Here is a 21,191-nt window from a genome sequence, read left to right as displayed (position 1 = left end):
GATAAAAAGGGTTAACTTTATCCCTGAAAGTCAGATCTGATCAGGTTTTTGCCTTTAATTAACAATGAACTAGTTCAATACCGCCGCAACACCACAAAAAATAAGAACAAAAAATGTTGCTGTTACAATGGTTAATGCCAGTTTAAGATCGTATTGCATAACGCCTCCTTAGTTACAGCATAAGTTACAACATATTCTTAACAAACATCCGTTTCAGCCTCAAGAATAGAGCATTCCAGATAGCAATTTATGCTACTGGCGTCACACATAAATAGCCATATCAAACTCACTCATGATAATTAATCACTCTGAAATCAGTGAAATATTCTGTTTAACACCCAGAGCGAATTTCCGCCTAAACAGCAATAGCCCACAACATAATCAGGTTTTTTGTCTGTTTTTCAGTCACTCTTACTGACAAGACAAAAAGATTTAATGACCATTTAGTTTCATAATTTAGAAATATTAAACTGCCATTAAAGAGTTAGCTGAATTATACATCTACAAAACCGCCCTATTTAACACAAATGATTCATTTTATTATCATTTACCAAACAACTACTTTCTATTGCACTGGCCGGAATAAAATTGTAACCTCACTGCCATGCATAGCTGATTATTTCAGTTTTTGCGAACACACATCGTAATATATAGAATAATACTCTGGGTTTTACCTGAGAAAACAGAACATAAAACTACTATTTATTGAAATGAGAACTTGATCAACCTGTAGCCCAACAGTTTTTAGACAGTTCAATTTCAACACAGATGTTAATTAAACATTAAACGTATCTGATTAACTCAAGTAAAAGCTTCATACCTCAGAGATAAGTTGTAAGGAGTAACTATGAAGCGTGAACAATGGGGATCCCGAGCAGGGTTTATACTTGCCGCAGTTGGGTCCGCAATCGGCCTTGGAAACATCTGGCGTTTTCCGTATATGGCTTATGAGAATGGTGGTGGCGCCTTTTTTATCCCTTACCTTTTCGCCATGATCACCGCTGGTATCCCATTTATGATTCTCGAATTCAGTATGGGACAGAAAAACCGTGGTTCAGCACCTATCACACTGGGACGTATTAATCCTAAGTTTGAGTGGCTTGGCTGGTTCCAGATCGGTGTAGCGGCAACTATCGCCGTTTACTATGTTGCTGTTATCGGCTGGGCGATTTCATACTTCGGTATGTCATTTACTCAAGCCTGGGGTACAGACACAAATGCCTTCTTCTTCAGTGAATACCTTGCTCTTGGTGACAATGCACCAACGAAACTTGGCAGCATTCAGTGGGGAATTGCAGGTGCTATGCTTATCGCATGGGCGATTACTTATATGGCCATTGCCGGTGGTGTTAAAGCAGGTATCGAGCGTGCATCGAAAATTATGATGCCGATTCTGTTCCTGATGGTTCTGTTCCTGATTGGTCGTATGATCTTCCTTCCGGGTGCCCTTGATGGTGTGAACTACCTGTTTGCCCCTGATTTCAGTAAGATTTGGGACGTGAAAGTATGGGCTGCCGCTTATGGTCAGATCTTCTTCACCCTTAGCCTTGGTTTTGCCATTATGCTGGCTTACTCAAGCTACCTGCCTGAGAAATCCGATATCACAAACAACGCCTTTATGACGGTATTGATTAACTGTGGCTTCTCGATTCTGGCCGGTATTATGATCTTCTCAGTACTTGGCTATATGGCTACTGAACAGGGCAAACCTCTGACTGAAGTGGTTACTGCCGGTGTTGGTCTGGCGTTTGTTACTCTGCCTGCAGCTATTAACCTGCTGCCTGCGCCATACATTCTTGGCCCGCTATTCTTCCTGGCACTGGTTGTTGCCGGCTTAAGCTCTCACATCTCGATTATGGAAGCGGTGACCTCTGCCATTATTGATAAGCTGAACATGGGACGTAAGAAAGCAGCGACTATTGTATGTGGTGCTGGTGTTGTTATCTCAATGGCATTTGCAACCAACGGTGGCCTGCTGCTACTTGACCTTGTTGACCACTTCGTTAACAACGTAGGTATCCTGACTAGCTGTCTGATTGAAATTGTCATCATGGCGTGGCTGGTGAAACTGTCTGATATCCGTGAATATGTGAACAAAGTATCTGACTTCACTATCGGTGTCTGGTTCGAAGTATGCTTGCGCTTTATCTCTCCGATTATTCTGGCAATCATTGTTGCAACTAAGTTCATGCATCTTATTGTGGAAGGATACGGTGGTTACGCCTCTTTCGAACTGATGACGCTTGGATGGGGTCTGATTGCTGTACTACTAATCGCTGGTGTTGTAATCAACCTTAAGAGCCAGCCTCAAAAACCACTAGCGGAGGTATAAATTATGACTACTGGTGCAATTATTATGATGATTATCGGTCTTGGGGTAACCTGGGGCGGAGCAGCTATCTGCATTAAGCGTGCAATGGATAAGTAATTCATCGTGAATCAGGTTAAGCCGTTAACCTGATAAGAAAGATAAAAAATCCGATATCAGTTACTGGTATCGGATTTTTTGTTGTTATGTTTTAGCTTAACAATTATGACTCGGCTACAAGGCAACTCTGCTATTACTTAGCCGCCTTTATCGCCTTGGCCAGACTCTGACTGGCGGCAACCGGATCAGGGTTTTCACTATTAAAGTACTCACTCACTACACTTAATACCGCGTCCCGGACAAAGCTGGTAGTGGACATATCGGCCGATAAACTAGGTAATAGGTTTTCCGTGCCCTCTGAACGTTTAAATACTCTCATGGCTTCCTGAGAGCAGAGATCAAAACGCTCTAATGAAACATCGGTTCTGGCAGGCAAAGAGCCTTTGTTGTAGTTAAAGGCTTCCTGAAACGGCTTAGACATAAGGGTACGGGCCAATGCCTCTTTGCCTGCCGGCCGATCTGATTTGTAAGATTTGTAAAATACAAAGCTATCTATGTTGTAGCTGAACTTGCCGCCGGTTCCCGGAGCCGGTACGCACCAGTAATCTTTACCCGGTGTTTTTCCTGCCGCGGTAATCTCACCTTTTACCCAGTCACCCATAATCTGCATCGCTGCCTGACCAGAGATCAACATACTGGTTGCGGTATTCCAGTTTCTGCCGAAAGCCTTATCGTCAATATAATCCCGCAGACGGATAAACTGTTTAAACACCTCAACCATTTTCTCACCGGATAAGGTAGCCAGATCCAGATCAACAAACGCTTTTCGGTAGTCGTTAGCGCCCAGAACGGCTAAAGCCACAGCTTCAAACAAGGTGGCATCCTGCCATGGCTGCCCGCCGTGAGCCAGAGGAAGATAGCCAGCCGCCTTAATGGCATCTGCTGCACTGAAAAACTCTTCCAGTGTCTTGGGCACAGAAACGCCTACTTTATTAAAGATATCAGGGTTAGCCCATAGCCAGTTCACCCTGTGCAGGTTAACGGGTACAGCAACGTATTTCCCTTTGTACTTCATAATGTCAGAAACGGTATTAGGCAACACAGCATCCCACTTCTCCTGCTGCGCTACCTGCTCAACACTGGTTAAAAAGCCAAGCTGTGCCCACTCCTGAATATCATGGCCCTTTATTTGAGCCGCTGTCGGCGGGTTGCCGGATACGGCTCTGGCTTTTAGCACCATCATGGCGCTTTGACCTCCCCCGCCGGCTACAGCAAAATCTTTCCAGCTATAGCCTTCACTCTCCATCATCTCCTTGAGCAAATCCGCTGATCTCGACTCTCCTCCTGATGTCCACCAGTGGAGGACTTCCAGCTCGCTTGCATTCGCAAGTCCGGTTGCCAGAACAACTCCTGTCAGCGATATAAATTTCTTAAACATGTAACATTTCCTCAAGAGCCGGCCTCTGTTTACAGGCCTAGCTTAATGACGCTTTAGGAAGACTGATGGTCACCATCAGCCCGCCTTCAATCTGATTTTTTATGGTGAGATCACCACCATGGGCATGAGCGATGCTTTTTGCGATCCCCATTCCTAGTCCATGCCCCTCTTCATCCTTTGCCAGTCGGAAATAGGGCTTAAACACCTCATCCATCATATTCTCCGGGATGCCCGGCCCCTGATCACGAACAACAATATCAAGTGAATCTGTAGTTCCGGATAGTGTCACCCTGACTCTGTCGCCATACTTAACACCATTATTGATGATGTTTGACAGGCAACGCTTCAGCGCCAGCGGTTTACAGAGGAAAGTAACCGACTCAGGAGAATCAATGGTCACTTTACGCTCCTGACTATTATGATGCTCGGCAATGGCAGCGATCATCTCCAGCAAATCCATCTCTTCAAGGTTCTCATGGATATCAGTATCTTTGACCGTCTGCAACGCCCCTTTCACCATTAGCTCCAGTTCATCAAGGTCACGGTTAAATTTAATACCCCGCTGCTCGTCCTCAATCAGTTCAGAGCGAATCCGCAACCGGGTAATAGGCGTTTTAAGATCATGGGAGATAGCACTAAACAAACGCTCCCTATCCTCTATATGACGGCCAAGACGCATCTGCATACGGTTAAAGGCGCGGGTAGCCGTGACCAGCTCAGAAGCCCCCTCTTCCGTCAACGGCGGCTGATCAATATCCATACTCAGGGCGTTTGCCGCCTGTGCCAGTCTTTTAAGGGGTTTCACCTGCCTGCGAATCATAAAGTAGGTCAGGGTCATTAGCAGCGCGGTAATAAACAGGATAAAGAACACCTGTTGATTGGAGAGTACCTCATCCTGAAGCATCACATAAGGCGACGGCAGCAAGGCGGCTATATAAAGCCACTCTGACGGTGCCAGTTCTATCTGTACCACCAGTATCGGCGGATTAAGAGGCTCAAGGCTAAGAGTGTAATGAGCCCATGATTTAGGCAGATCACTTAACAGGGTGTCGTTGGTCAGTACATGCAGGTTTTCAGGCCGAGACAACTGAACCTTGATATTGTTCTGACCCGGTAGCTTCTGTATCAAAATTGAGCTGAAAACCTCTACTGCGGTTTTACGCATCTCATTATCAGGCACAGGGTCAATATTAATCTCTTCCTCATTAAAGGAGACAAAAAAGCGGGTTCCGCCCATATTGCGTAGCTGATCAAGCACAATATGGCGGTACTGTTGCGGAAGAGACTGAAAAAAGTTAGCCGTGGAAGCAAAATTATTCGCCATGCTGATAGAGGTGGATTTAAGCCCTTCCAGTTCACGATACTTAGACTGGGTATACCAGATGGCCGTCGCTATCAGCTGGGCAAAAATAACCGACAGCAGCGTCAGCCAAAGGGTACGGGAGACCAGAGAACGGGGAATCACCTTAGCCACCTTTGCATAGATATCACTATAAACACTACCTTCACCGGTGTGTGCAGAGTTAATTTTCATAGATCACATCTGCCGCCAGAATATAACCATCACCGCGCATGGTTTTTATCAGTTTCGGCTTTTTACCACTGTCGCCAAGCTGGTTTCTCAGCCTGCTTAGCTGAACATCCAGACCACGCTCTGTAGGCAGAGCATTTCTTCCTTTCATTACCTGAGAGATAGAATCACGATCCAGTATCTGATTAGGGTGATCAAGAAACAGCATTAACAGGGTGAAATCTTTACCAGATAACTCTATCTCATTACCGGTATCCAGATCTGTCAGAGTATGGGTCAGCACATGCAACGACCAGTGAGAGAATTTGATTGTCTGAGGTTTCTGCTTTGGCACCTCAACCACACGGGTACGGCGCAACATAGCTTTAATTCTGGCGGTAAGCTGACGTGGGCTAAAGGGCTTTGCCACATAATCATCAGCACCGATTTCCAGACCGACTATTTGATCCGTCTCATCAGATACCGCCGTCAGCATAATAATAGGCACATTTGAAGATTTGCGAATGTACTGGCATAGCGTAAAACCGTCTTCGCCGGGCAACATAACATCCAGCAGGATCAAATCCGGTTCACCTTCCAGCAGGTGACGTTTCATCTCCTCACCTTCTGAAGCAAGAATCACAGTGTAACCGGCACGGGTTAAATACTCATCAAGCAACTCACGAATTTCCTGATCATCATCGACTACCAGAATTCGTTTATTTGTGAACATATCGGTACTCCTCAAAATGAGCGCATATAGATAAATAATATACCCAAGTAATCTAAAATGATGTCATAAACCCGGGTAAATATAGCTGACTAGTAAATAATAACCTAAATTTACCACAACCTTACGCAGTCATTGCGCTATGTTACCTTTTGTTACATTGGGCGTGACCACTGACTCGAAATGTATTTTGTAAAAGGCCTATTATATTCCCTGTCGACAAAACGCTATTTTTCAAACAAGAACCAAGTGATTGTTAATATATATAACAGTAACAATTTTCTATTAGTTCTCGTAGTAAAAGCATTATTTATTCTGAGTAGTTACGGCTAATTATTTTCTACATTTTTAAAAGTAACTAACAGGAAAATAAAAAATCAAATATAGATTCTAAAAAGTATAACGGGGGTTATATGAACTTTTTTAGCACCATGCAGAAAATGGGGCGCAGCCTCATGCTACCTGTAGCTTGTATGCCGGCAGCTGGTATCCTTCTGGGTATCGGTGGTAACGCAGAAGTAGCAAAATTCTTACCTGAAATCGTTGCACAGATCATGACCGAGGCCGGTCTGGGTGTGTTTGCAAACATGTCGTTGCTATTCGCTATCGGTGTAGCACTTGGCTTTACTAAAAACGACGGTGTTGCAGCACTGGCAGCAACTCTGGGTTACCTGACAATGACACGCGTACTTGGCGTTGTTGCTGAAGGTACAGATACCGGTGTATTCGGTGGTGTTATCATGGGTCTGGTTGCCGCTGAGCTGTTCAACCGTTACCACGCGATTAAACTGCCTACTTACCTTGGTTTCTTCGGCGGTAAACGTTTTGTTCCTATCATCACTTCCCTTGCGGCGTGTGTGGTAGCAGCAATTCTGGCTATCGTATGGCAACCAATCGGTGCAGGTATCGCATCATTCTCACACTGGGCTGCTTATCAGTCTCCTGAAGTTGCATTTGGTATCTACGGTATCGTTGAGCGTTCACTAATTCCATTCGGTCTGCACCACATCTGGAACGCACCGTTCTTCTATGAAGTAGGTGAATTTACAACTGCGGCTGGTGAAGTTGTTCGCGGTGAAATCCCACGTTATCTTGCTGGTGACCCGACTGCTGGTAACCTTGCTGGTGGCTACATGTTCAAGATGTTTGGTCTTCCTGCTGCATGTCTTGCAATGTACGTAACAGCGAAAAGTGACAAGCAAAAAGTTGTAGCGTCAATCCTTGGTTCTGCTGCACTGACTTCATTCCTGACAGGTATTACAGAGCCGATTGAGTTCGCATTCCTGTTCGTTGCACCACTACTGTATGTTGTACACGCTCTGCTGGCGGGTTCTGCATTCGTTGTAATGATTGTTCTGGGTATTAAGCACGGTACAACGTTCAGCCACGGTCTGTTTGACTTTACTCTGCTATTCGGTCAGTCAACTAACGGCTGGATGCTTCCACTGGTTGGTCTTGCATACGCAGCGGTTTACTTCTTCGTATTCGTATTCCTGATTAAGGCGATGAACCTTCAGACTCCGGGTCGTGAAGATGAGAGCGAAAGCAAAGTACAAGCTGATACAAGTACTGATGAACTGGCTTCAAACATCACTGCAGCATTCGGTGGTAAAGCGAACATCAAAGACCTTGAAGCATGTATCACTCGTCTTCGTGTAACAGTTAACGATTCATCTAAAGTTGACACTGACAAACTTAAGCAACTTGGTGCGGCTGGTGTATTCGTTAACGGTGACAACTTCCAGGCAGTATTTGGTACTCACTCTGAAATCATCAAAGGTCAGATTGAAGCACTTGCATAATTTTCACTAGCTTAATCTACAATAGCTAAAAGCCGGTTTCCCTAAGCCGGCTTATTAGAAAGTCCGGCTTAGTCCGGACTTTTTTATTTTGAAAATCTGTTTCTTATTCTTATCTTTCTAAAGCTCTGACTAAATAACTGCTTCTAATTGTGCTACAGATTTTGCCATCGGGCAGATATTAAAAAGCCACAGTATTTAACTGTGGTTTTGATACAGGGTTTAATCTTAAATAAACTATCTGTTTAAAAATAGTTGTCTAAAGTTATCCGTAGTCTTTTTAGCGACTTCCGTTAATGAAATTCCTTTTAGCTGCGCAATATATTGTGCAACTTCAACCACATAAGCTGGCTGATTCTGTTTGCCTCTGTGGGGAACCGGAGCCAGATACGGCGAATCCGTTTCAATCAGTAGCCTGTCTAACGGCAACTCTTTCACTACTGCTTTTAGTTCTGTCGCCTGACGGAAAGTAACAATGCCGGATACAGAGATATAGAATCCAAGCTCCATCGCTTTTTGGGCAAATGGCATATCTTCTGTAAAACAGTGAATAACCCCACCACACTTCTCTGCATGGCCGTTATTTAAGATAGCCAGTGTATCTTCTCTTGCATCGCGGGTATGAATAATCAATGGCTTGTTTAGCTCTACAGCCAGATCCACCTGCTGTTCAAACCTCTGACGCTGCAATGGCGCAGTTTCAGGCTGGTAATGGTAATCCAGACCGGTCTCACCAATGGCGACCACTTTTTTGTGGCCTGCGTACTCGCGCAGAAGTTGCTCTGAAAACGGACTTTCAACATCCAGAGGATGAACACCACATGAAGCATGCACTTCATCATACTGCTCAATCAGTTTTATCATGGCCGGAAATGCATCAAGGGTCACTCCGACAGAGAGTAACTCTGTTACTCTGGCTTGCTTAGCTTTCTGAATAACATCGGCCACACTATCATGCAGAGCGTCGTAATCAAGTTTGTCTAAATGACAGTGGGAATCTACAAACATATTTCCTCTTGTAGTTGTATCAACCAATTTATAAATAATAATTCGCTGTTCAGGCCGGAGAACTGTGCCAGCTGTTTTCTCAGCTCGGCCAGTGTAGTTCCTGCGTTATAAGCAGCCTGATAGGATATAACCTGAGCAAGGGATTCTGCCGCCGGGCTCAAGCCTTGCTCACCAATATTAAAGTGTACCTTCTGCACGTCAGCAAGAAGCAGCGCCAACCAGCCAAGACGGATTAGTACATCGTCTTTTACATGTTTCCAGACAGCACCGTAGTCACAGCTACTGTTTTGCAGCAATAACAGCAAACTGTTTTCCAGTTCCTGAGCGGTTTTATACTCACCATTATCAAAAAAGTGCAGTGCCGTCAGGGGAGCGCCCTGACTTAACCGGATACCGTGATAACTGACCTCACCCTGAGCCTGTTGACTAAGCCACTGGTAAGTTTCGTTCAGATTAGGCTCTGCTATATGCCACTTCTGGCAGCGACTGATAATAGTCGGTAATAGCTTATTCTTGTTACGGCTCAGCAGCAGAAATACACACTGTTCTGCCGGAGACTCCAGCGTCTTTAGCAAGGCATTAGAGGCCGATTCATTCATGGCTTCCGCCGGGCTGATAATAATTACCCGTTTACCCCCTAACTGAGAAGACTCCTGAGCCCACCTGTTACACTGACGTATCTGTTCAACGGTAATGTTCTTGCCTTCTTTCTCCGGAGTTATCCAATGAATATCAGGATGATTTTCTGATTTAGTCAGATCACATGAGTGACAAAATCCGCAGGGATCCGACGTTGAGTTTCGGCATACCAAAGTATTAGCAAAAAAAGTTGCCAGCGTATGCAATCCCGTGCCCTGAGCAGAGCTACAAAGCATAGCGCCTGAGACCGCATGGCCTTCACTTAACGCCTGCCATTTCTTCCATACCGGAGTTAACCACGGATACAATTGCTGCATAGCTGTTTACCCGTTAGATTCCAGCCATTGGGACAGGGCTAAATTAATACTTGCCGTCACACCATCAATGTCCTGACTGGCGTCAATCACTAAAACAGAATCATCCTGCTCAGCCAGTTCCAGATAACGTGCTCTGGAGCGGTCAAAAAAGCTGATATCCATTTTCTCGATACGATCCAGCTCACCACGTCCTCTTGCCCGCTCTAGCCCTAACCGTGGGTCAAGATCCAGATACAGGGTCAGATCCGGCTTAAAGTTACCAAGGGTTGCCTGTTTAAGGTTGCTCATTACTGTGGCATCTATTTGGCGGCCTCCCCCCTGATAAGCCTGAGATGACATATCATGGCGATCGCCCACTACCCATTTACCTTCTGCAAGAGCCGGTTTAATGACATTTTCTACCAACTGAACTCTGGCAGCATAGATCAGCAGTAACTCGGTCATATCCTGCAGAACTTCGCCTTCATGCTCCTCTTTAACCAGAGCTCGCATCTTCTCTGCCAGTACGGTTCCGCCCGGTTCACGGGTATTAACTATTTCTTCTACACCGTGTTGATTAAGCATGGATTTTATTGCTAAAATAGCAGTACTTTTACCTGCCCCTTCCAGCCCTTCCACTACTATAAATTTTGCCTTATTCATCATTTCTTTCTTAACTGTCTTAAATACTGTTTAACGGCACGATTGTGCTCTTTCAGGCTCTTGGAAAACACATGACCGCCTTTACCACTTGCGACAAAGTAAAGGTAACTGGTTTTTTCCGGGTTGAGCGCTGCCTCAATGGACGATTTACCAACCATAGCAATTGGTGTCGGCGGTAAGCCTTTAATCACATAAGTGTTGTATGCTGTCGGCGTTTGCAGATCCTTTTTACGGATATTGCCGTTATATTTATCACCCATTCCGTAAATTACGGTTGGATCGGTCTGAAGTCGCATACCACGGTGTAAGCGGTTATTAAATACCGATGAAACCGTCGCTCTTTCTGACTCCAGCGCAGTCTCCTTTTCGATAATCGAAGCCAGTATCAGTGCTTCGTAAGGAGACTTCAGCTTAAGCTTATCCTGCTTAGAAGCCCAACTTACATCCAAGGCTGATTTCAGATCTTTGTTTGCCCGCTTAAGAATCTCAAGGTCTGAAGTACCGGCGGTATAGTGATACGTTTCTGCCAGAAACAAACCTTCCAGCTTCTGTTTTTCAATGCCCAGCTTGTCAGCAATTTCTGCTTCGGACATCTGATCCGTCTTATGGCTAAGGTGGTCAGCGTTTTTCAGTATCTCGCGCCACTCATCAAAACGGCTACCTTCCACAAAAGTGATGGCAAACTGATGCTCTTTGCCCTTAGCAACAAATAGCAGGGTTTCAGCCAGCGTCATCTCCGGCTGAATCATAAAGGTGCCCGCTTTAATATGGGTTAGTTCAGGCTGAAAACGCCTTAACAAAGGAGAAAACTCACTGGCTTCAATCCAGCCTGAGTTCTCTAGTTGTTTTAAAACCGAAGTAAAGCTGCTGCCGTTTTTAATAGTCAGAATACTCGCTTCTGTCAGTTTAAGCGTCTGCCCTGCATAAGCTTGTGTCTGCTGCTTGGTATACAAAAAACCACCGGCTGCAATGAACGCAGCAACCAATAGCAAAAAAGTTAACTTTTTAATCACGAACTGTACTTCCTCTGAAAATCTCGTGTTAGTGATCCAATCTGAAAGGCTTTATCTGCAATTTTGCAGACTGGCGCAACCGTCAGTATTGAGTTGGTTATAAAGACTTCATCAGCTTTATAAACGTGCTCAGCTTCATACTGAGCAATTTTTAATTCTATTCCGCAGCTTTCGGCAAGCTGAAGCACTCTTCGCCGCGCCACGCCTGCTACACCACAATCAGACAGGTCAGGCGTATATAGCACACCATCTTTTACCCAGAAAAGGTTCGCCATGGTGGTTTCAATCACCTTATGCTGAATATCAAAAACCAGCGCATCCTGATAACCCAGCTTATCCGCCTCTGACTTAATTAATACCTGCTCCAGACGATTATTATGCTTATGTCCGGCCAGCATAGGGTTATGACCCAGACGGCGCTGACAAATGCCTAACGCTACTCCCCTACTTTGCCAGTCAGGGTAATGTTGCGGGTAGGCAAAGTGGCTAATAGTAATTTGTGGCGTGCATATTCCAAGCGGGCTGTAGCCCCTGCCGCAGGCTCCCCTGCTGATATGCAGCTTTAAGCCAGCTTGCTGTTCCGTTAGTGCTGCTTTCTCCAGCCACAACAGTACCTGCTGCCAGTCAGGCTGAGTAATCTCCAGCAGATCCAGACAAGCCTGCAACCGTTCCTTGTGAAACTGCCAGAACTCCGGCTTACCATTTCGTGTCAATATGGTGGTAAAGCAACCATCACCATACTGAAATGAACGGTCAGAAACAGACACTTGTGTGGCGGGTTCTCCGTTAACCCAAAACATCTCTCACCTCAATCATCTTATCGACGCAAGTCAGCGTTACCTTTTCAAGCTTGCAAAAAATGAAGCGTAATCATACCAGACATTAAGGTCTGTTGATCTTTCAGGTACGAAAATATAAGCAATAGCTCAGCCAAAATAACGTGACCTTAATGGAAGTCACTCTAACAAACATCGAATACAAACACGCGTAAACCCATCCATGGGGCTCCGCCGTGCCCTCCCTGGCACGGAGGGTTTGCTTATCGCTGTTTCCTTTGCGACAAACTCTTGATGAATAATGCTGTAGCGCAAATAAAAACGACCTGATGCAAAACATCAGGCCGTTATCTACTTTATGGGTATGACTTTAAGTCTTACCTTTCCGCAGTTACTCGCTTACTTTCTTAAAGATCAGCGAACCATTGGTTCCGCCAAATCCAAACGAGTTACAAAGGGCATATTCCATATCCACTTTACGGGCAGTGTGAGGAACAAGGTCTATATCACAACCTTCATCCGGATTGTCCAGATTGATTGTCGGCGGAACCATTTGGTCTACCAGACTCATAGCGGTGATAATCGCTTCAACAGAGCCCGCTGCACCCAGAAGGTGACCAGTCATAGACTTGGTTGAAGAAACCAGCACCTGCTTAGAACCTTCTTCACCCAGAGCGCGCTTAATGCCTCTCAGCTCAGCAACGTCACCAGCCGGTGTAGAAGTACCGTGTGCGTTAACATAACCGATCTGCTCACCAGTAACACCAGCATCACGCATAGCCGCTTCCATTGCCAGAGCACCACCTGAACCGTCTTCACTTGGTGCTGTCATATGGTAAGCATCACCACTCATACCGAAGCCAACCAGCTCACAGTAGATTTTGGCACCACGGGCTTTGGCGTGTTCGTACTCTTCCAGTACCATCACACCGGCACCATCACCCAGAACAAAGCCATCTCTGTCTTTATCCCAAGGGCGAGACGCTTTTTGCGGCTCATCGTTACGGGTAGAAAGCGCTTTAGCGGCAGCAAAACCGCCCATACCAAGAGGTGTAGATGCTTTTTCCGCACCACCGGCGACCATAGCGTCTGCATCACCATAAGCGATCATACGGGCAGCGTGACCGATATTGTGCAGACCAGTAGTACAAGCCGTAGAGATAGCGATATTCGGACCGCGCAGGCCTTTCATAATAGAAAGGTGACCGGCAATCATGTTCACAATGGTAGACGGAACAAAGAAAGGACTGATCTTACGTGGACCTTTGTTCACCAACGCACTATGGCCTGTTTCAATTAAGCCTAAACCGCCAATACCAGAGCCAATAGCAACACCAACGCGGGCTGCGTTCTCTTCTGTTACAGGCAAACCAGAGTCATCCAGTGCCTGCATACCAGCTGCGATGCCGTACTGGATAAACAGATCCATTTTCCGGGCATCTTTCTTAGACATATACGCTTCACAGTCAAAGTCTTTAACCAGACCTGCAAAACGAGTAGTGAATTCGGATGTATCAAAGTGCTCGATATCAACGATACCACTTTGACCTGCTAACAGGGCTTTCCACGAGGATTCTACATTGTTGCCTACCGGTGACAACATACCCATGCCAGTGATTACAACACGACGCTTGGACACGACTCTATTCTCCGGGATTGAATTATTGATAGTGTGAGGATAAAAGGATATTTGGTAAAACTCAGGCGGTCAAGGATGACCGCCTGGGAGAGAACTATTACTGAGCGCTGTTTACGTAGTCGATAGCAGCTTGAACAGTAGTGATTTTCTCAGCTTCTTCATCTGGAATCTCAGTGTCGAATTCTTCTTCTAGAGCCATTACAAGCTCAACAGTGTCTAGAGAATCAGCACCTAGATCGTCAACGAAAGAAGCTTCGTTTTTAACTTCTGCTTCGTCTACACCTAGTTGTTCAACAATGATTTTCTTTACGCGTTCTTCGATGTTGCTCATTTTATTTTTCCTTTACAGACTTCGCAATATGCGATGTTTTTCCGTAGTTTATTCAAACTTTTAAAAGTTGCAAGACTGACCTTGCTGGTCAAACCACAATTTTCACGATTTTAACCGAAATTACTACAATTTTTGACTTAAATCATGCATAAAAACTGCATAAAATTTAAACCATGTACATTCCGCCATTCACATGAAGCGTTTCGCCGGTAATATAAGCGGCTTCTGGAGAAGCTAAAAATGCTACTGCTGATGCTATCTCGCGAGGATCACCCAAGCGACCAGCCGGCACCTGAGACAATGTTACAGCACGCTGCTCATCGTTCAGTGCTTTCGTCATATCAGTTTCAATAAACCCTGGCGCAACCGTATTCACGGTAACACCGCGAGACGCTACTTCTCTTGCCATTGATTTAGTGAAGCCGATTACACCTGCTTTTGCTGCCGCATAGTTAGTCTGACCAGCGTTGCCCATAGTACCAACCACTGAACCGACATTGATGATGCGGCCGTTACGTTTTTTCATCATTCCGCGTAACACAGCTTTAGACAGACGGAAAATTGATGTCAGGTTAGTATCCATGATATCTGTCCACTCGTCATCTTTCATACGCATCAACAAGTTATCGCGGGTAATACCTGCATTATTAACCAGAATATCCAAACCGCCAAATTCATCAGCGATATTTTTTAATACTGTTTGAATCGAGTCAGAGTCAGTCACGTTCAGCGCCATTCCCTTGCCGTTATCACCAAGATACTCACTAATAGCTTCAGCACCTTTGTCACTGGTAGCAGTGCCGACTACTGTCGCACCACGTTCTACCAGCAATTCAGCAATTGCGCGGCCGATGCCACGGCTGGCACCGGTTACCAGTGCAATCTTGCCTTCTAGATTTTTCATTCTATTCTCTCTAACCTTATTTCGCTGCATCCAGTGACGCGGCATCATTTACTGCTGCTGCCGTCATAGATTTTACGATTCGTTTTGTCAGACCGGTCAGAACTTTACCCGGGCCTAACTCATACAATTTCTCAACACCCTGCTCGTTCATCTTCTGAACGCCCTCAGTCCAGCGAACCGGACTGTGCAGTTGTCTTACCAGCGCATCTTTAATCTTGGCTGGATCGCTCTCCGGTGCTACATCAACGTTGTTGATAACAGCAACCGAAGGAGCATTAAATTCAATCTCTTTCAGCGCTTCAGCCAGCTTATCCGCAGCAGGCTTCATTAGTGCACAGTGTGAAGGTACTGATACCGGCAGAGGCAGAGCGCGCTTAGCGCCCGCTTCTTTACATAACGCACCAGCACGTTCAACAGCGGCCTTGTTACCGGCAATAACCACCTGACCAGGTGAGTTAAAGTTTACCGGAGAAACTACTTCGCCTTGTGCTGCTTCCTCACAAGCTTTAGCAATAGACTCATCGTCCAGACCGATAATGGCATACATAGCACCAACGCCAGCCGGTACTGCTTCCTGCATCAGTTGGCCACGAAGCTCAACCAGCTTGATCGCTTGTTTAAAGTCAATCACACCAGCGCAAACCAGTGCTGAGTACTCACCCAGACTGTGACCTGCCAATAGTTCTGGCTGATCCATCTCAAGCTCCTGCCAGACACGCCAGATAGCAACAGATGATGCAAGCAGCGCAGGCTGAGTACGGAAAGTCTGGTTAAGGTCTTCTGCCGGTCCTTGCTGAACCAGTGCCCACAGATCATAACCAAGGGCTTCAGACGCCTCAGCAAAAGTCTGTTTTACGACCTCAAATTTTTCGCCAAGTTCCGCAAGCATACCAACTGCCTGTGAACCCTGACCCGGAAATACAATAGCAAACTTGCTCATAGTTTATTTTCCTTTAAGCAATGCAATAACAGCAGGATGCACCAGCAGGTCCATCCTGATTAAAAATTAGATTAAAACTTGATTAGAGCTGAGCCCCAGGTAAAACCACCACCGAAGGCTTCCAGCAGTGCTGTCTGACCGCGCTGAATGCGTCCATCACGAACGGCCTCATCAAGGGCGGTAGGCACAGTAGCCGCTGAGGTATTGCCGTGGCGATCCAGAGTAACAACCACCTGCTCCATCGGCAGTGACAGCTTCTTAGCTGTTGCTGAAATAATACGGTAGTTGGCCTGATGAGGAACCAGCCAGTCCAGCTCGGACTTATCCATACCGTTCGCTTTTAGGGTCTCTTTAACCAGACGCGAAAGCTGAGTTACCGCTACTTTAAATACTTCATTTCCTGCCATATGCAGCCAGGTATTGATATCTTCGTTGCTGCGGCGCTCCGGATAACGAAGACTTAGCAGTTCACCGAAGTGTCCGTCTGCATAAATATGCGTCGACATAATGCCCGGCTCTTCGCTCTGACCGACAACAACGGCACCGGCTCCGTCACCAAACAGAATGATGGTTGAGCGGTCTTGCGGATCACAGGTCTTTGACAATGCATCAGAACCAATGACCAGAACATTTTTACACATGCCTGATTTGATATGCTGATCTGCAACAGACAAGGCATAAACAAAGCCTGAACAGGCTGCAGCTAAATCAAACGCTGCACAGTTTTTAATATCAAGGTTAGCCTGAACCTGACAAGCAGCAGAAGGAAACGCATGTGAACCAGAAGTGGTGGCAACAATAATTAAATCGATGTCATCCTGATCGATACCTGACATTTCGATAGCGTTACGGGCGGCATGAGTCGCCATATCAGATACTGATTCATCATCGGCAGAGATACGACGCTCTTTAATGCCGGTACGGGTAACGATCCACTCATCACTGGTGTCTACCATTTTCTCCAGATCCGCGTTTGAACGGATTTGAGATGGCAGGTAGCTGCCTGTTCCTAAAATTTTGCTAAACATGAAGACTAATAATGCCTCTCGAGTAAAACCGCCTCTAAGCGATCGCTAATACGGCTTGGTACTTGTCGTTTGACTTCGTGTACTGCCTCACCAATAGCATTGATAATAGCAGCTACATCAGCACTTCCGTGACTTTTTATTACGATGCCGCGCAATCCTAACAAACTTGCGCCGTTATACTGGTCGGGGTTCAGAGTTTTTAGCTCATTAAATAACTCTGAGAATAATTTTCTTGCAATCCAACCTTTTAGGCTGGATGCCATCATATGTGCCTTTAGCTTGCCTAAAAACAGATGGGCTACGCCCTCAGATGTCTTCAGGCAGACATTACCGACAAAACCGTCACATACCACTACATCGGCAACATCATGGAAAAGTTGATCACCTTCTATATAGCCGGTGAAATTAATGGATTTTGTCTGGCTAAGCATCTCTGCACACCGCTTTACTAAATCATTTCCTTTGATCTCTTCTTCACCAATATTAAGAATGGCGACTCTCGGAGCGCTAGTCAGATGTTCCTGTGCCAAAGCACTGCCCATGACAGCAAACTGGAAAAGGGTATCTGCATCAACTGAGACGTTGGCGCCTAAGTCCAGCATCCAGGTCTTTTTGCTTTGTGCTGTAGGCAGGGCAGAAACTAACGCTGGCCTTTCAATGCCGGGAAGAAGCTTTAAACGAAAACGGGACAGCGCCATCAAGGCACCGGTATTGCCACCACTCAGACAGGCATCAGCTTCACCTGAAGCGACCAGATCAAGAGCAACACGCATGGAAGTTCCGTCACTGTTGCGCAGTGCAAGAGAAGGTTTTTCGCTATTGGCTATCACACGTTCTGTGTGCCGGATAATTAAACGGGAACCGGGCAGTTGTCCCAGCTTATATAATTGAGATGTGATCAGTTGTTGATCACCTGTGAGAATCACTTTCAGCTCAGGGAAATGCGACAATGCCTGCACGGCGGCAGGCACTGTTACGCGGGGACCGAAATCCCCGCCCATTGCATCAAGTGCAACGGTAATAGTTTGCAAAGGTTAACCTTACTTGTTGATAACCTTTTTGCCACGGTAGTAACCGTCAGCAGTCACGTTGTGACGTAGGTGAGTTTCACCTGAAGTTGCGTCTACAGATACAGCTGCTGTAGTTAGCGCATCGTGTGAACGACGCATGCCACGCATTGAACGTGATTTCTTGCTCTTTTGTACGGCCATTGACCCTACTCCTTTGTCCTAACTTTAAACGAATTAACGTTTTAAGTTCTTTAAAACTTCGAAGGGATTCGGTTTCTCTTCCTCTTGTTCTTCAGGAAGATCGCCAAATACCAAGTTGTTTGAGTTAACGCTACAATCTGCTTCGTCGTGCATTGCTACCTGAGGCAATCCTAAAATGAACTCGTCTTCAACTAGTTGAATGAGGTCTACTTCACCGTACTCGTTCAGATCTACCAAATCGTACTCTTCCGGTGCGTCCTCTTCACTTTTCTCACTATAGTAAGGAGTATAAGTGAATTGAACCTCGCACTCATGTGCGAAAACTTCATTACAACGCTGACACTCTAAATCGACTTCGACGTTAGCTTTACCAGAGATAACGACTAATCGCTGTTCATCAAGCTCAAATGACAATGAGACTTCTGCATCGCGTTTTACGCCTTCGACTGATTCCAGTAAACGCTTGAAAAGACTGATTTGAATGATGCCATTGTAATCAAGTCGTTTCTGAGCGGCTTTAGCCGGATCAACCGTACGCGGTATTTTTACCTTTTGCATAGGGCGCGAATATTATCTTTCAAATCGCTCTGAGTCAAAGGAAAAGAGAAAAAAAATGCGCTTTCTTTTATCACCTTATCCGATACTGTTCTTTGAGGCAGGGATTAGGTGTAATATGCCAGCCAATTCTAAATTTATACAATCAAATCCTTATGAATCAGCCTGACATTATACTCGCTTCAACCTCACAGTACCGGAAGTCTATTCTGGATAAACTGCAGATACCATTTGAACTTGCCAGCCCGGACTGCGACGAGACTCCGCTGCCAGATGAAACACCTCAGCAACTGGTTACAAGGCTGGCTCTGACTAAGGCTAAAAGCTGTCATATTGATAAACCGGCATTGGTTATCGGTTCTGATCAGGTTTGTGTTATCAACGATAAAATCGTAGGTAAACCTCATAGCAGAGAAAATGCTATTAAACAGTTGATGGCTGCGAGCGGCAAAACCATCTGCTTTTATACCGGCATCGCTCTGTACAACACAGAAACAGATAAAGCTCAGGTTGAGCTGGATACCTTTAAGGTACATTTCCGCCAGCTTACACAAGCTCAAATTGAATCCTATGTAGATAAAGAACAGCCATTAAACTGTGCCGGCAGTTTTATGAGTGAAGGTTTGGGCATTGCCCTGTTTGAAAAGCTGGAAGGGGATGATCCGAATACTCTTATCGGCCTGCCGTTAATAAAGTTGATCGCCATGCTTGAAAGTCAGGGCTCGGTAGTTTTATAGGCTACGGGAATCGCTCCGTAGCCTGATTCGGGTATTTACTGATTACGCAGCTTATTTAGCACAGCTTTAAGTTTATCTTCCATCTCCGCGGCTATCTCCATAACCTCACCTTTTGCCGGATGAGTAAAACGGATATGAGCTGCATGCAAGAAGAGCCTGTCCAAACCGCACTTGCCGGTATAAGCATCAAAACGTCTGTCACCATATCTGTCATCCCAGGCAATAGGATGGCCAGTGTATTGAGTATGAACCCGGATCTGATGAGTACGGCCGGTAATCGGGCTCGCCTGAATTAATGTCGCTTCATCAAACGCTTCTATTATCTTAAAGCGGGTTTCTGACGCTTTACCGTTGGGATTTACCCTGACAATGCTATTAACTTCATTTTTCAGCAGCGGAGCATTAACCACTTTGCAACTTGGCTTCCAACGCCCCATTACTAAAGCGTAGTAATACTTTTGTACCGTCTTATTTCGGAACTGCTCCTGCAGTTGTCTTAAGGCAGAGCGTTTCTTGGCAACAAGCAAAATGCCTGATGTATCTCTGTCGATACGATGAACCAGTTCAAGAAAACGGGCTTCCGGCCTGAGTGCCCTTAATGCTTCAATGGCACCAAACTTAAGCCCGCTTCCGCCGTGTACTGCAGTACCAGACGGTTTATTCAGTATCAGCAGATGGTCATCTTCAAAGATGATGCAAGACTCTAATTGAGCAACTTTATCCAGCTTGGTACTCAAAGGAGCCGGTGACTCACTCTGCTCAACCTTAACGGGCGGAACCCGGACAATATCTTGCGCCTTAAGCTTATATTCGGCTTTAACGCGTTTTTTATTCACCCGCACCTCGCCTTTACGGATAATTCTGTAAATCAGGCTTTTTGGTACGTTCTTTAACTGGTTTTTCAGAAAGTTATCGATACGCTGACCGGCCATATCCGCATCAATATCAATAAACTGTACTTGGGTTTTTATCTCATTCATGGCGCGTATTTTAGCACTCAAACAGGTGAATTATCACTTTTTATTGATAACTTGCCGGAAAAGGAAAAAAATCCAACATTACTTGTCACTAAACACCGGACTCAGCTAAAAAATTCTTATCAGAACAGATTGTGTATAAATTCTGGGATTAAATTTGGACAAACGGGAAATCAAAGGCAATAAATATTTATTTTTCATTATGTTAACTGTCTTATTTTTGCAAACAAAATAAAAAACCACCCCTGTTTATAACAAAGCAGATTGCTGAAATTGCCCTTCACTGCTATAGTTCACACCTGTAATAGGCGAATTGATTATATTTTGAACTTTATCGATTGCCTTTTAGTCAGCAGAATGAGTAGATCGCCCTATATCAAAATGCAGCAACTGGCGTAAGACATTGAGAATAGAGCTTGCTTGTCGCACTACTCATCGTTTACTGATGTTGAGTATTAACCACCAAAAGTGTGGATCAGGATTTTATTATTTCCTGATAACTGGAGTGTCCGAGAGCATCCCTTCCAGCCGTGAGGTTGCAACTAATAAACCATGGGATCAGACGCCATCAGTATCGACGCGCAGCGGCAAGTAACAATCAAAAATAGAGAAAAAACGAGAATTTCTAC

22 protein-coding genes are annotated in these 21,191 nt (G+C 45.3%); 4 read left to right on the top strand and 18 right to left on the bottom strand.

Annotated elements, in window-relative coordinates; translation table 11 throughout:
• Positions 1-69: 69 nt before the first annotated feature.
• Positions 70-159, bottom strand: coding sequence for a cytochrome bd-I oxidase subunit CydH (cydH, locus tag PK654_RS05065; protein WP_271698109.1), 90 nt, complete (start codon positions 157-159; stop codon positions 70-72).
• A 688-nt stretch (positions 160-847) separates the two neighbouring features.
• Here cydH and PK654_RS05060 point away from each other — a divergent pair.
• On the top strand, positions 848-2,332 hold the full coding sequence (locus PK654_RS05060; RefSeq protein WP_271698108.1) for a sodium-dependent transporter: 1,485 nt from the start codon (positions 848-850) through the stop codon (positions 2,330-2,332).
• A 3-nt stretch (positions 2,333-2,335) separates the two neighbouring features.
• The gene (locus tag PK654_RS05055) at positions 2,336-2,428 is read left to right on the top strand and encodes a MetS family NSS transporter small subunit (protein ID WP_271698107.1); all 93 of its coding nucleotides are present in this window, start codon (positions 2,336-2,338) and stop codon (positions 2,426-2,428) included.
• Positions 2,429-2,561: 133 nt separating this feature from the next.
• On the opposite strand, the gene PK654_RS05050 is transcribed toward PK654_RS05055, so the two are convergent.
• The 3 genes from PK654_RS05050 to PK654_RS05040 are packed head-to-tail and all read right to left on the bottom strand — an operon-like array spanning position 2,562 to position 6,049.
• Entirely contained in the window at positions 2,562-3,806 is a 1,245-nt protein-coding gene (locus PK654_RS05050; protein WP_271698106.1) for an ABC transporter substrate-binding protein, read from the bottom strand.
• A 37-nt stretch (positions 3,807-3,843) separates the two neighbouring features.
• Entirely contained in the window at positions 3,844-5,340 is a 1,497-nt protein-coding gene (locus PK654_RS05045; protein WP_271698105.1) for an ATP-binding protein, read from the bottom strand.
• Positions 5,330-6,049 carry a response regulator gene (locus PK654_RS05040; protein ID WP_271698104.1) on the bottom strand — a complete coding sequence of 240 codons (720 nt, stop codon included), beginning with the start codon at positions 6,047-6,049 and terminating at the stop codon, positions 5,330-5,332. Before PK654_RS05040 ends, PK654_RS05045 begins: the two co-directional genes overlap by 11 nt.
• A gap of 410 nt (positions 6,050-6,459) precedes the next feature.
• Between PK654_RS05040 and ptsG the strand changes: the two genes are divergently transcribed.
• On the top strand, positions 6,460-7,848 hold the full coding sequence (gene ptsG, locus PK654_RS05035) for a PTS glucose transporter subunit IIBC (protein ID WP_271698103.1): 1,389 nt from the start codon (positions 6,460-6,462) through the stop codon (positions 7,846-7,848).
• Positions 7,849-8,082: 234 nt separating this feature from the next.
• Here ptsG and PK654_RS05030 read toward each other — a convergent pair whose 3' ends face one another.
• From PK654_RS05030 to yceD, 13 genes are all read right to left on the bottom strand, one after another.
• On the bottom strand, positions 8,083-8,853 hold the full coding sequence (locus PK654_RS05030) for a TatD family hydrolase (protein WP_271698102.1): 771 nt from the start codon (positions 8,851-8,853) through the stop codon (positions 8,083-8,085).
• On the bottom strand, positions 8,844-9,809 hold the full coding sequence (gene holB / locus PK654_RS05025; RefSeq protein WP_271698101.1) for a DNA polymerase III subunit delta': 966 nt from the start codon (positions 9,807-9,809) through the stop codon (positions 8,844-8,846). Before holB ends, PK654_RS05030 begins: the two co-directional genes overlap by 10 nt.
• 6 nt (positions 9,810-9,815) lie before the next feature.
• Positions 9,816-10,451, bottom strand: coding sequence for a dTMP kinase (gene tmk / locus PK654_RS05020; RefSeq protein WP_271698100.1), 636 nt, complete (start codon positions 10,449-10,451; stop codon positions 9,816-9,818).
• Complete coding sequence (mltG, locus tag PK654_RS05015; protein WP_271698099.1) at positions 10,451-11,464, bottom strand: endolytic transglycosylase MltG; 1,014 nt, start codon at positions 11,462-11,464, stop codon at positions 10,451-10,453. The genes tmk and mltG overlap by 1 nt, the downstream gene beginning before the upstream one ends.
• Complete coding sequence (gene pabC, locus PK654_RS05010; RefSeq protein ID WP_271698098.1) at positions 11,461-12,264, bottom strand: aminodeoxychorismate lyase; 804 nt, start codon at positions 12,262-12,264, stop codon at positions 11,461-11,463. Before pabC ends, mltG begins: the two co-directional genes overlap by 4 nt.
• 367 nt (positions 12,265-12,631) lie before the next feature.
• A complete protein-coding gene (gene fabF, locus PK654_RS05005) occupies positions 12,632-13,879 on the bottom strand; it encodes a beta-ketoacyl-ACP synthase II (protein WP_271698097.1) in 1,248 nt (415 codons plus the stop codon).
• Between the two features lie 97 nt (positions 13,880-13,976).
• The gene (gene acpP, locus PK654_RS05000) at positions 13,977-14,210 is read right to left on the bottom strand and encodes an acyl carrier protein (protein ID WP_004406112.1); all 234 of its coding nucleotides are present in this window, start codon (positions 14,208-14,210) and stop codon (positions 13,977-13,979) included.
• A gap of 166 nt (positions 14,211-14,376) precedes the next feature.
• A complete protein-coding gene (gene fabG, locus PK654_RS04995) occupies positions 14,377-15,114 on the bottom strand; it encodes a 3-oxoacyl-ACP reductase FabG (RefSeq protein WP_271697996.1) in 738 nt (245 codons plus the stop codon).
• Between the two features lie 16 nt (positions 15,115-15,130).
• The gene (gene fabD, locus PK654_RS04990; protein WP_271697995.1) at positions 15,131-16,054 is read right to left on the bottom strand and encodes an ACP S-malonyltransferase; all 924 of its coding nucleotides are present in this window, start codon (positions 16,052-16,054) and stop codon (positions 15,131-15,133) included.
• 71 nt (positions 16,055-16,125) lie between these two features.
• Positions 16,126-17,082: a beta-ketoacyl-ACP synthase III gene (locus PK654_RS04985; protein WP_271697994.1), complete on the bottom strand. Its 957-nt coding sequence runs from the start codon at positions 17,080-17,082 to the stop codon at positions 16,126-16,128.
• 5 nt (positions 17,083-17,087) lie between these two features.
• Positions 17,088-18,113, bottom strand: coding sequence for a phosphate acyltransferase PlsX (plsX, locus tag PK654_RS04980; RefSeq protein ID WP_271697993.1), 1,026 nt, complete (start codon positions 18,111-18,113; stop codon positions 17,088-17,090).
• Between the two features lie 9 nt (positions 18,114-18,122).
• Positions 18,123-18,293 (bottom strand): 50S ribosomal protein L32, encoded by a 171-nt coding sequence (gene rpmF / locus PK654_RS04975; protein WP_271697992.1) that lies wholly within the window; start codon positions 18,291-18,293, stop codon positions 18,123-18,125.
• Positions 18,294-18,326: 33 nt separating this feature from the next.
• Positions 18,327-18,851 (bottom strand): 23S rRNA accumulation protein YceD, encoded by a 525-nt coding sequence (yceD, locus tag PK654_RS04970; RefSeq protein WP_271697991.1) that lies wholly within the window; start codon positions 18,849-18,851, stop codon positions 18,327-18,329.
• Between the two features lie 152 nt (positions 18,852-19,003).
• Between yceD and PK654_RS04965 the strand changes: the two genes are divergently transcribed.
• Complete coding sequence (locus PK654_RS04965; protein WP_271697990.1) at positions 19,004-19,585, top strand: Maf family protein; 582 nt, start codon at positions 19,004-19,006, stop codon at positions 19,583-19,585.
• Positions 19,586-19,620: 35 nt separating this feature from the next.
• On the opposite strand, the gene rluC is transcribed toward PK654_RS04965, so the two are convergent.
• Positions 19,621-20,565, bottom strand: a complete 945-nt coding sequence (rluC, locus tag PK654_RS04960) for a 23S rRNA pseudouridine(955/2504/2580) synthase RluC (RefSeq protein WP_271697988.1) — start codon at positions 20,563-20,565, stop codon at positions 19,621-19,623.
• Between the last annotated feature and the right edge of the window lie 626 nt (positions 20,566-21,191).

Source organism: Vibrio sp. SCSIO 43137, assembly GCF_028201475.1.
Classification (GTDB): domain Bacteria; phylum Pseudomonadota; class Gammaproteobacteria; order Enterobacterales; family Vibrionaceae; genus Vibrio.
Note: the sequence above shows the minus strand (reverse complement) of the source record. Positions and strands in the feature narration are given on the sequence as shown.

Bases quoted from the DNA above. Each gene is read 5' to 3' on its own strand.
- cydH (WP_271698109.1), bottom strand. From the start codon at position 159: ATGCAATACGATCTTAAACTGGCATTAACCATTGTAACAGCAACATTT.
- PK654_RS05060 (WP_271698108.1), top strand. From the start codon at position 848: ATGAAGCGTGAACAATGGGGATCCCGAGCAGGGTTTATACTTGCCGCA.
- PK654_RS05055 (WP_271698107.1), top strand. From the start codon at position 2,336: ATGACTACTGGTGCAATTATTATGATGATTATCGGTCTTGGGGTAACC.
- PK654_RS05050 (WP_271698106.1), bottom strand. From the start codon at position 3,806: ATGTTTAAGAAATTTATATCGCTGACAGGAGTTGTTCTGGCAACCGGA.
- PK654_RS05045 (WP_271698105.1), bottom strand. From the start codon at position 5,340: ATGAAAATTAACTCTGCACACACCGGTGAAGGTAGTGTTTATAGTGAT.
- PK654_RS05040 (WP_271698104.1), bottom strand. From the start codon at position 6,049: ATGTTCACAAATAAACGAATTCTGGTAGTCGATGATGATCAGGAAATT.
- ptsG (WP_271698103.1), top strand. From the start codon at position 6,460: ATGAACTTTTTTAGCACCATGCAGAAAATGGGGCGCAGCCTCATGCTA.
- PK654_RS05030 (WP_271698102.1), bottom strand. From the start codon at position 8,853: ATGTTTGTAGATTCCCACTGTCATTTAGACAAACTTGATTACGACGCT.
- holB (WP_271698101.1), bottom strand. From the start codon at position 9,809: ATGCAGCAATTGTATCCGTGGTTAACTCCGGTATGGAAGAAATGGCAG.
- tmk (WP_271698100.1), bottom strand. From the start codon at position 10,451: ATGAATAAGGCAAAATTTATAGTAGTGGAAGGGCTGGAAGGGGCAGGT.
- pabC (WP_271698098.1), bottom strand. From the start codon at position 12,264: ATGTTTTGGGTTAACGGAGAACCCGCCACACAAGTGTCTGTTTCTGAC.
- acpP (WP_004406112.1), bottom strand. From the start codon at position 14,210: ATGAGCAACATCGAAGAACGCGTAAAGAAAATCATTGTTGAACAACTA.
- fabG (WP_271697996.1), bottom strand. From the start codon at position 15,114: ATGAAAAATCTAGAAGGCAAGATTGCACTGGTAACCGGTGCCAGCCGT.
- fabD (WP_271697995.1), bottom strand. From the start codon at position 16,054: ATGAGCAAGTTTGCTATTGTATTTCCGGGTCAGGGTTCACAGGCAGTT.
- PK654_RS04985 (WP_271697994.1), bottom strand. From the start codon at position 17,082: ATGTTTAGCAAAATTTTAGGAACAGGCAGCTACCTGCCATCTCAAATC.
- rpmF (WP_271697992.1), bottom strand. From the start codon at position 18,293: ATGGCCGTACAAAAGAGCAAGAAATCACGTTCAATGCGTGGCATGCGT.
- yceD (WP_271697991.1), bottom strand. From the start codon at position 18,851: ATGCAAAAGGTAAAAATACCGCGTACGGTTGATCCGGCTAAAGCCGCT.
- PK654_RS04965 (WP_271697990.1), top strand. From the start codon at position 19,004: ATGAATCAGCCTGACATTATACTCGCTTCAACCTCACAGTACCGGAAG.
- rluC (WP_271697988.1), bottom strand. From the start codon at position 20,565: ATGAATGAGATAAAAACCCAAGTACAGTTTATTGATATTGATGCGGAT.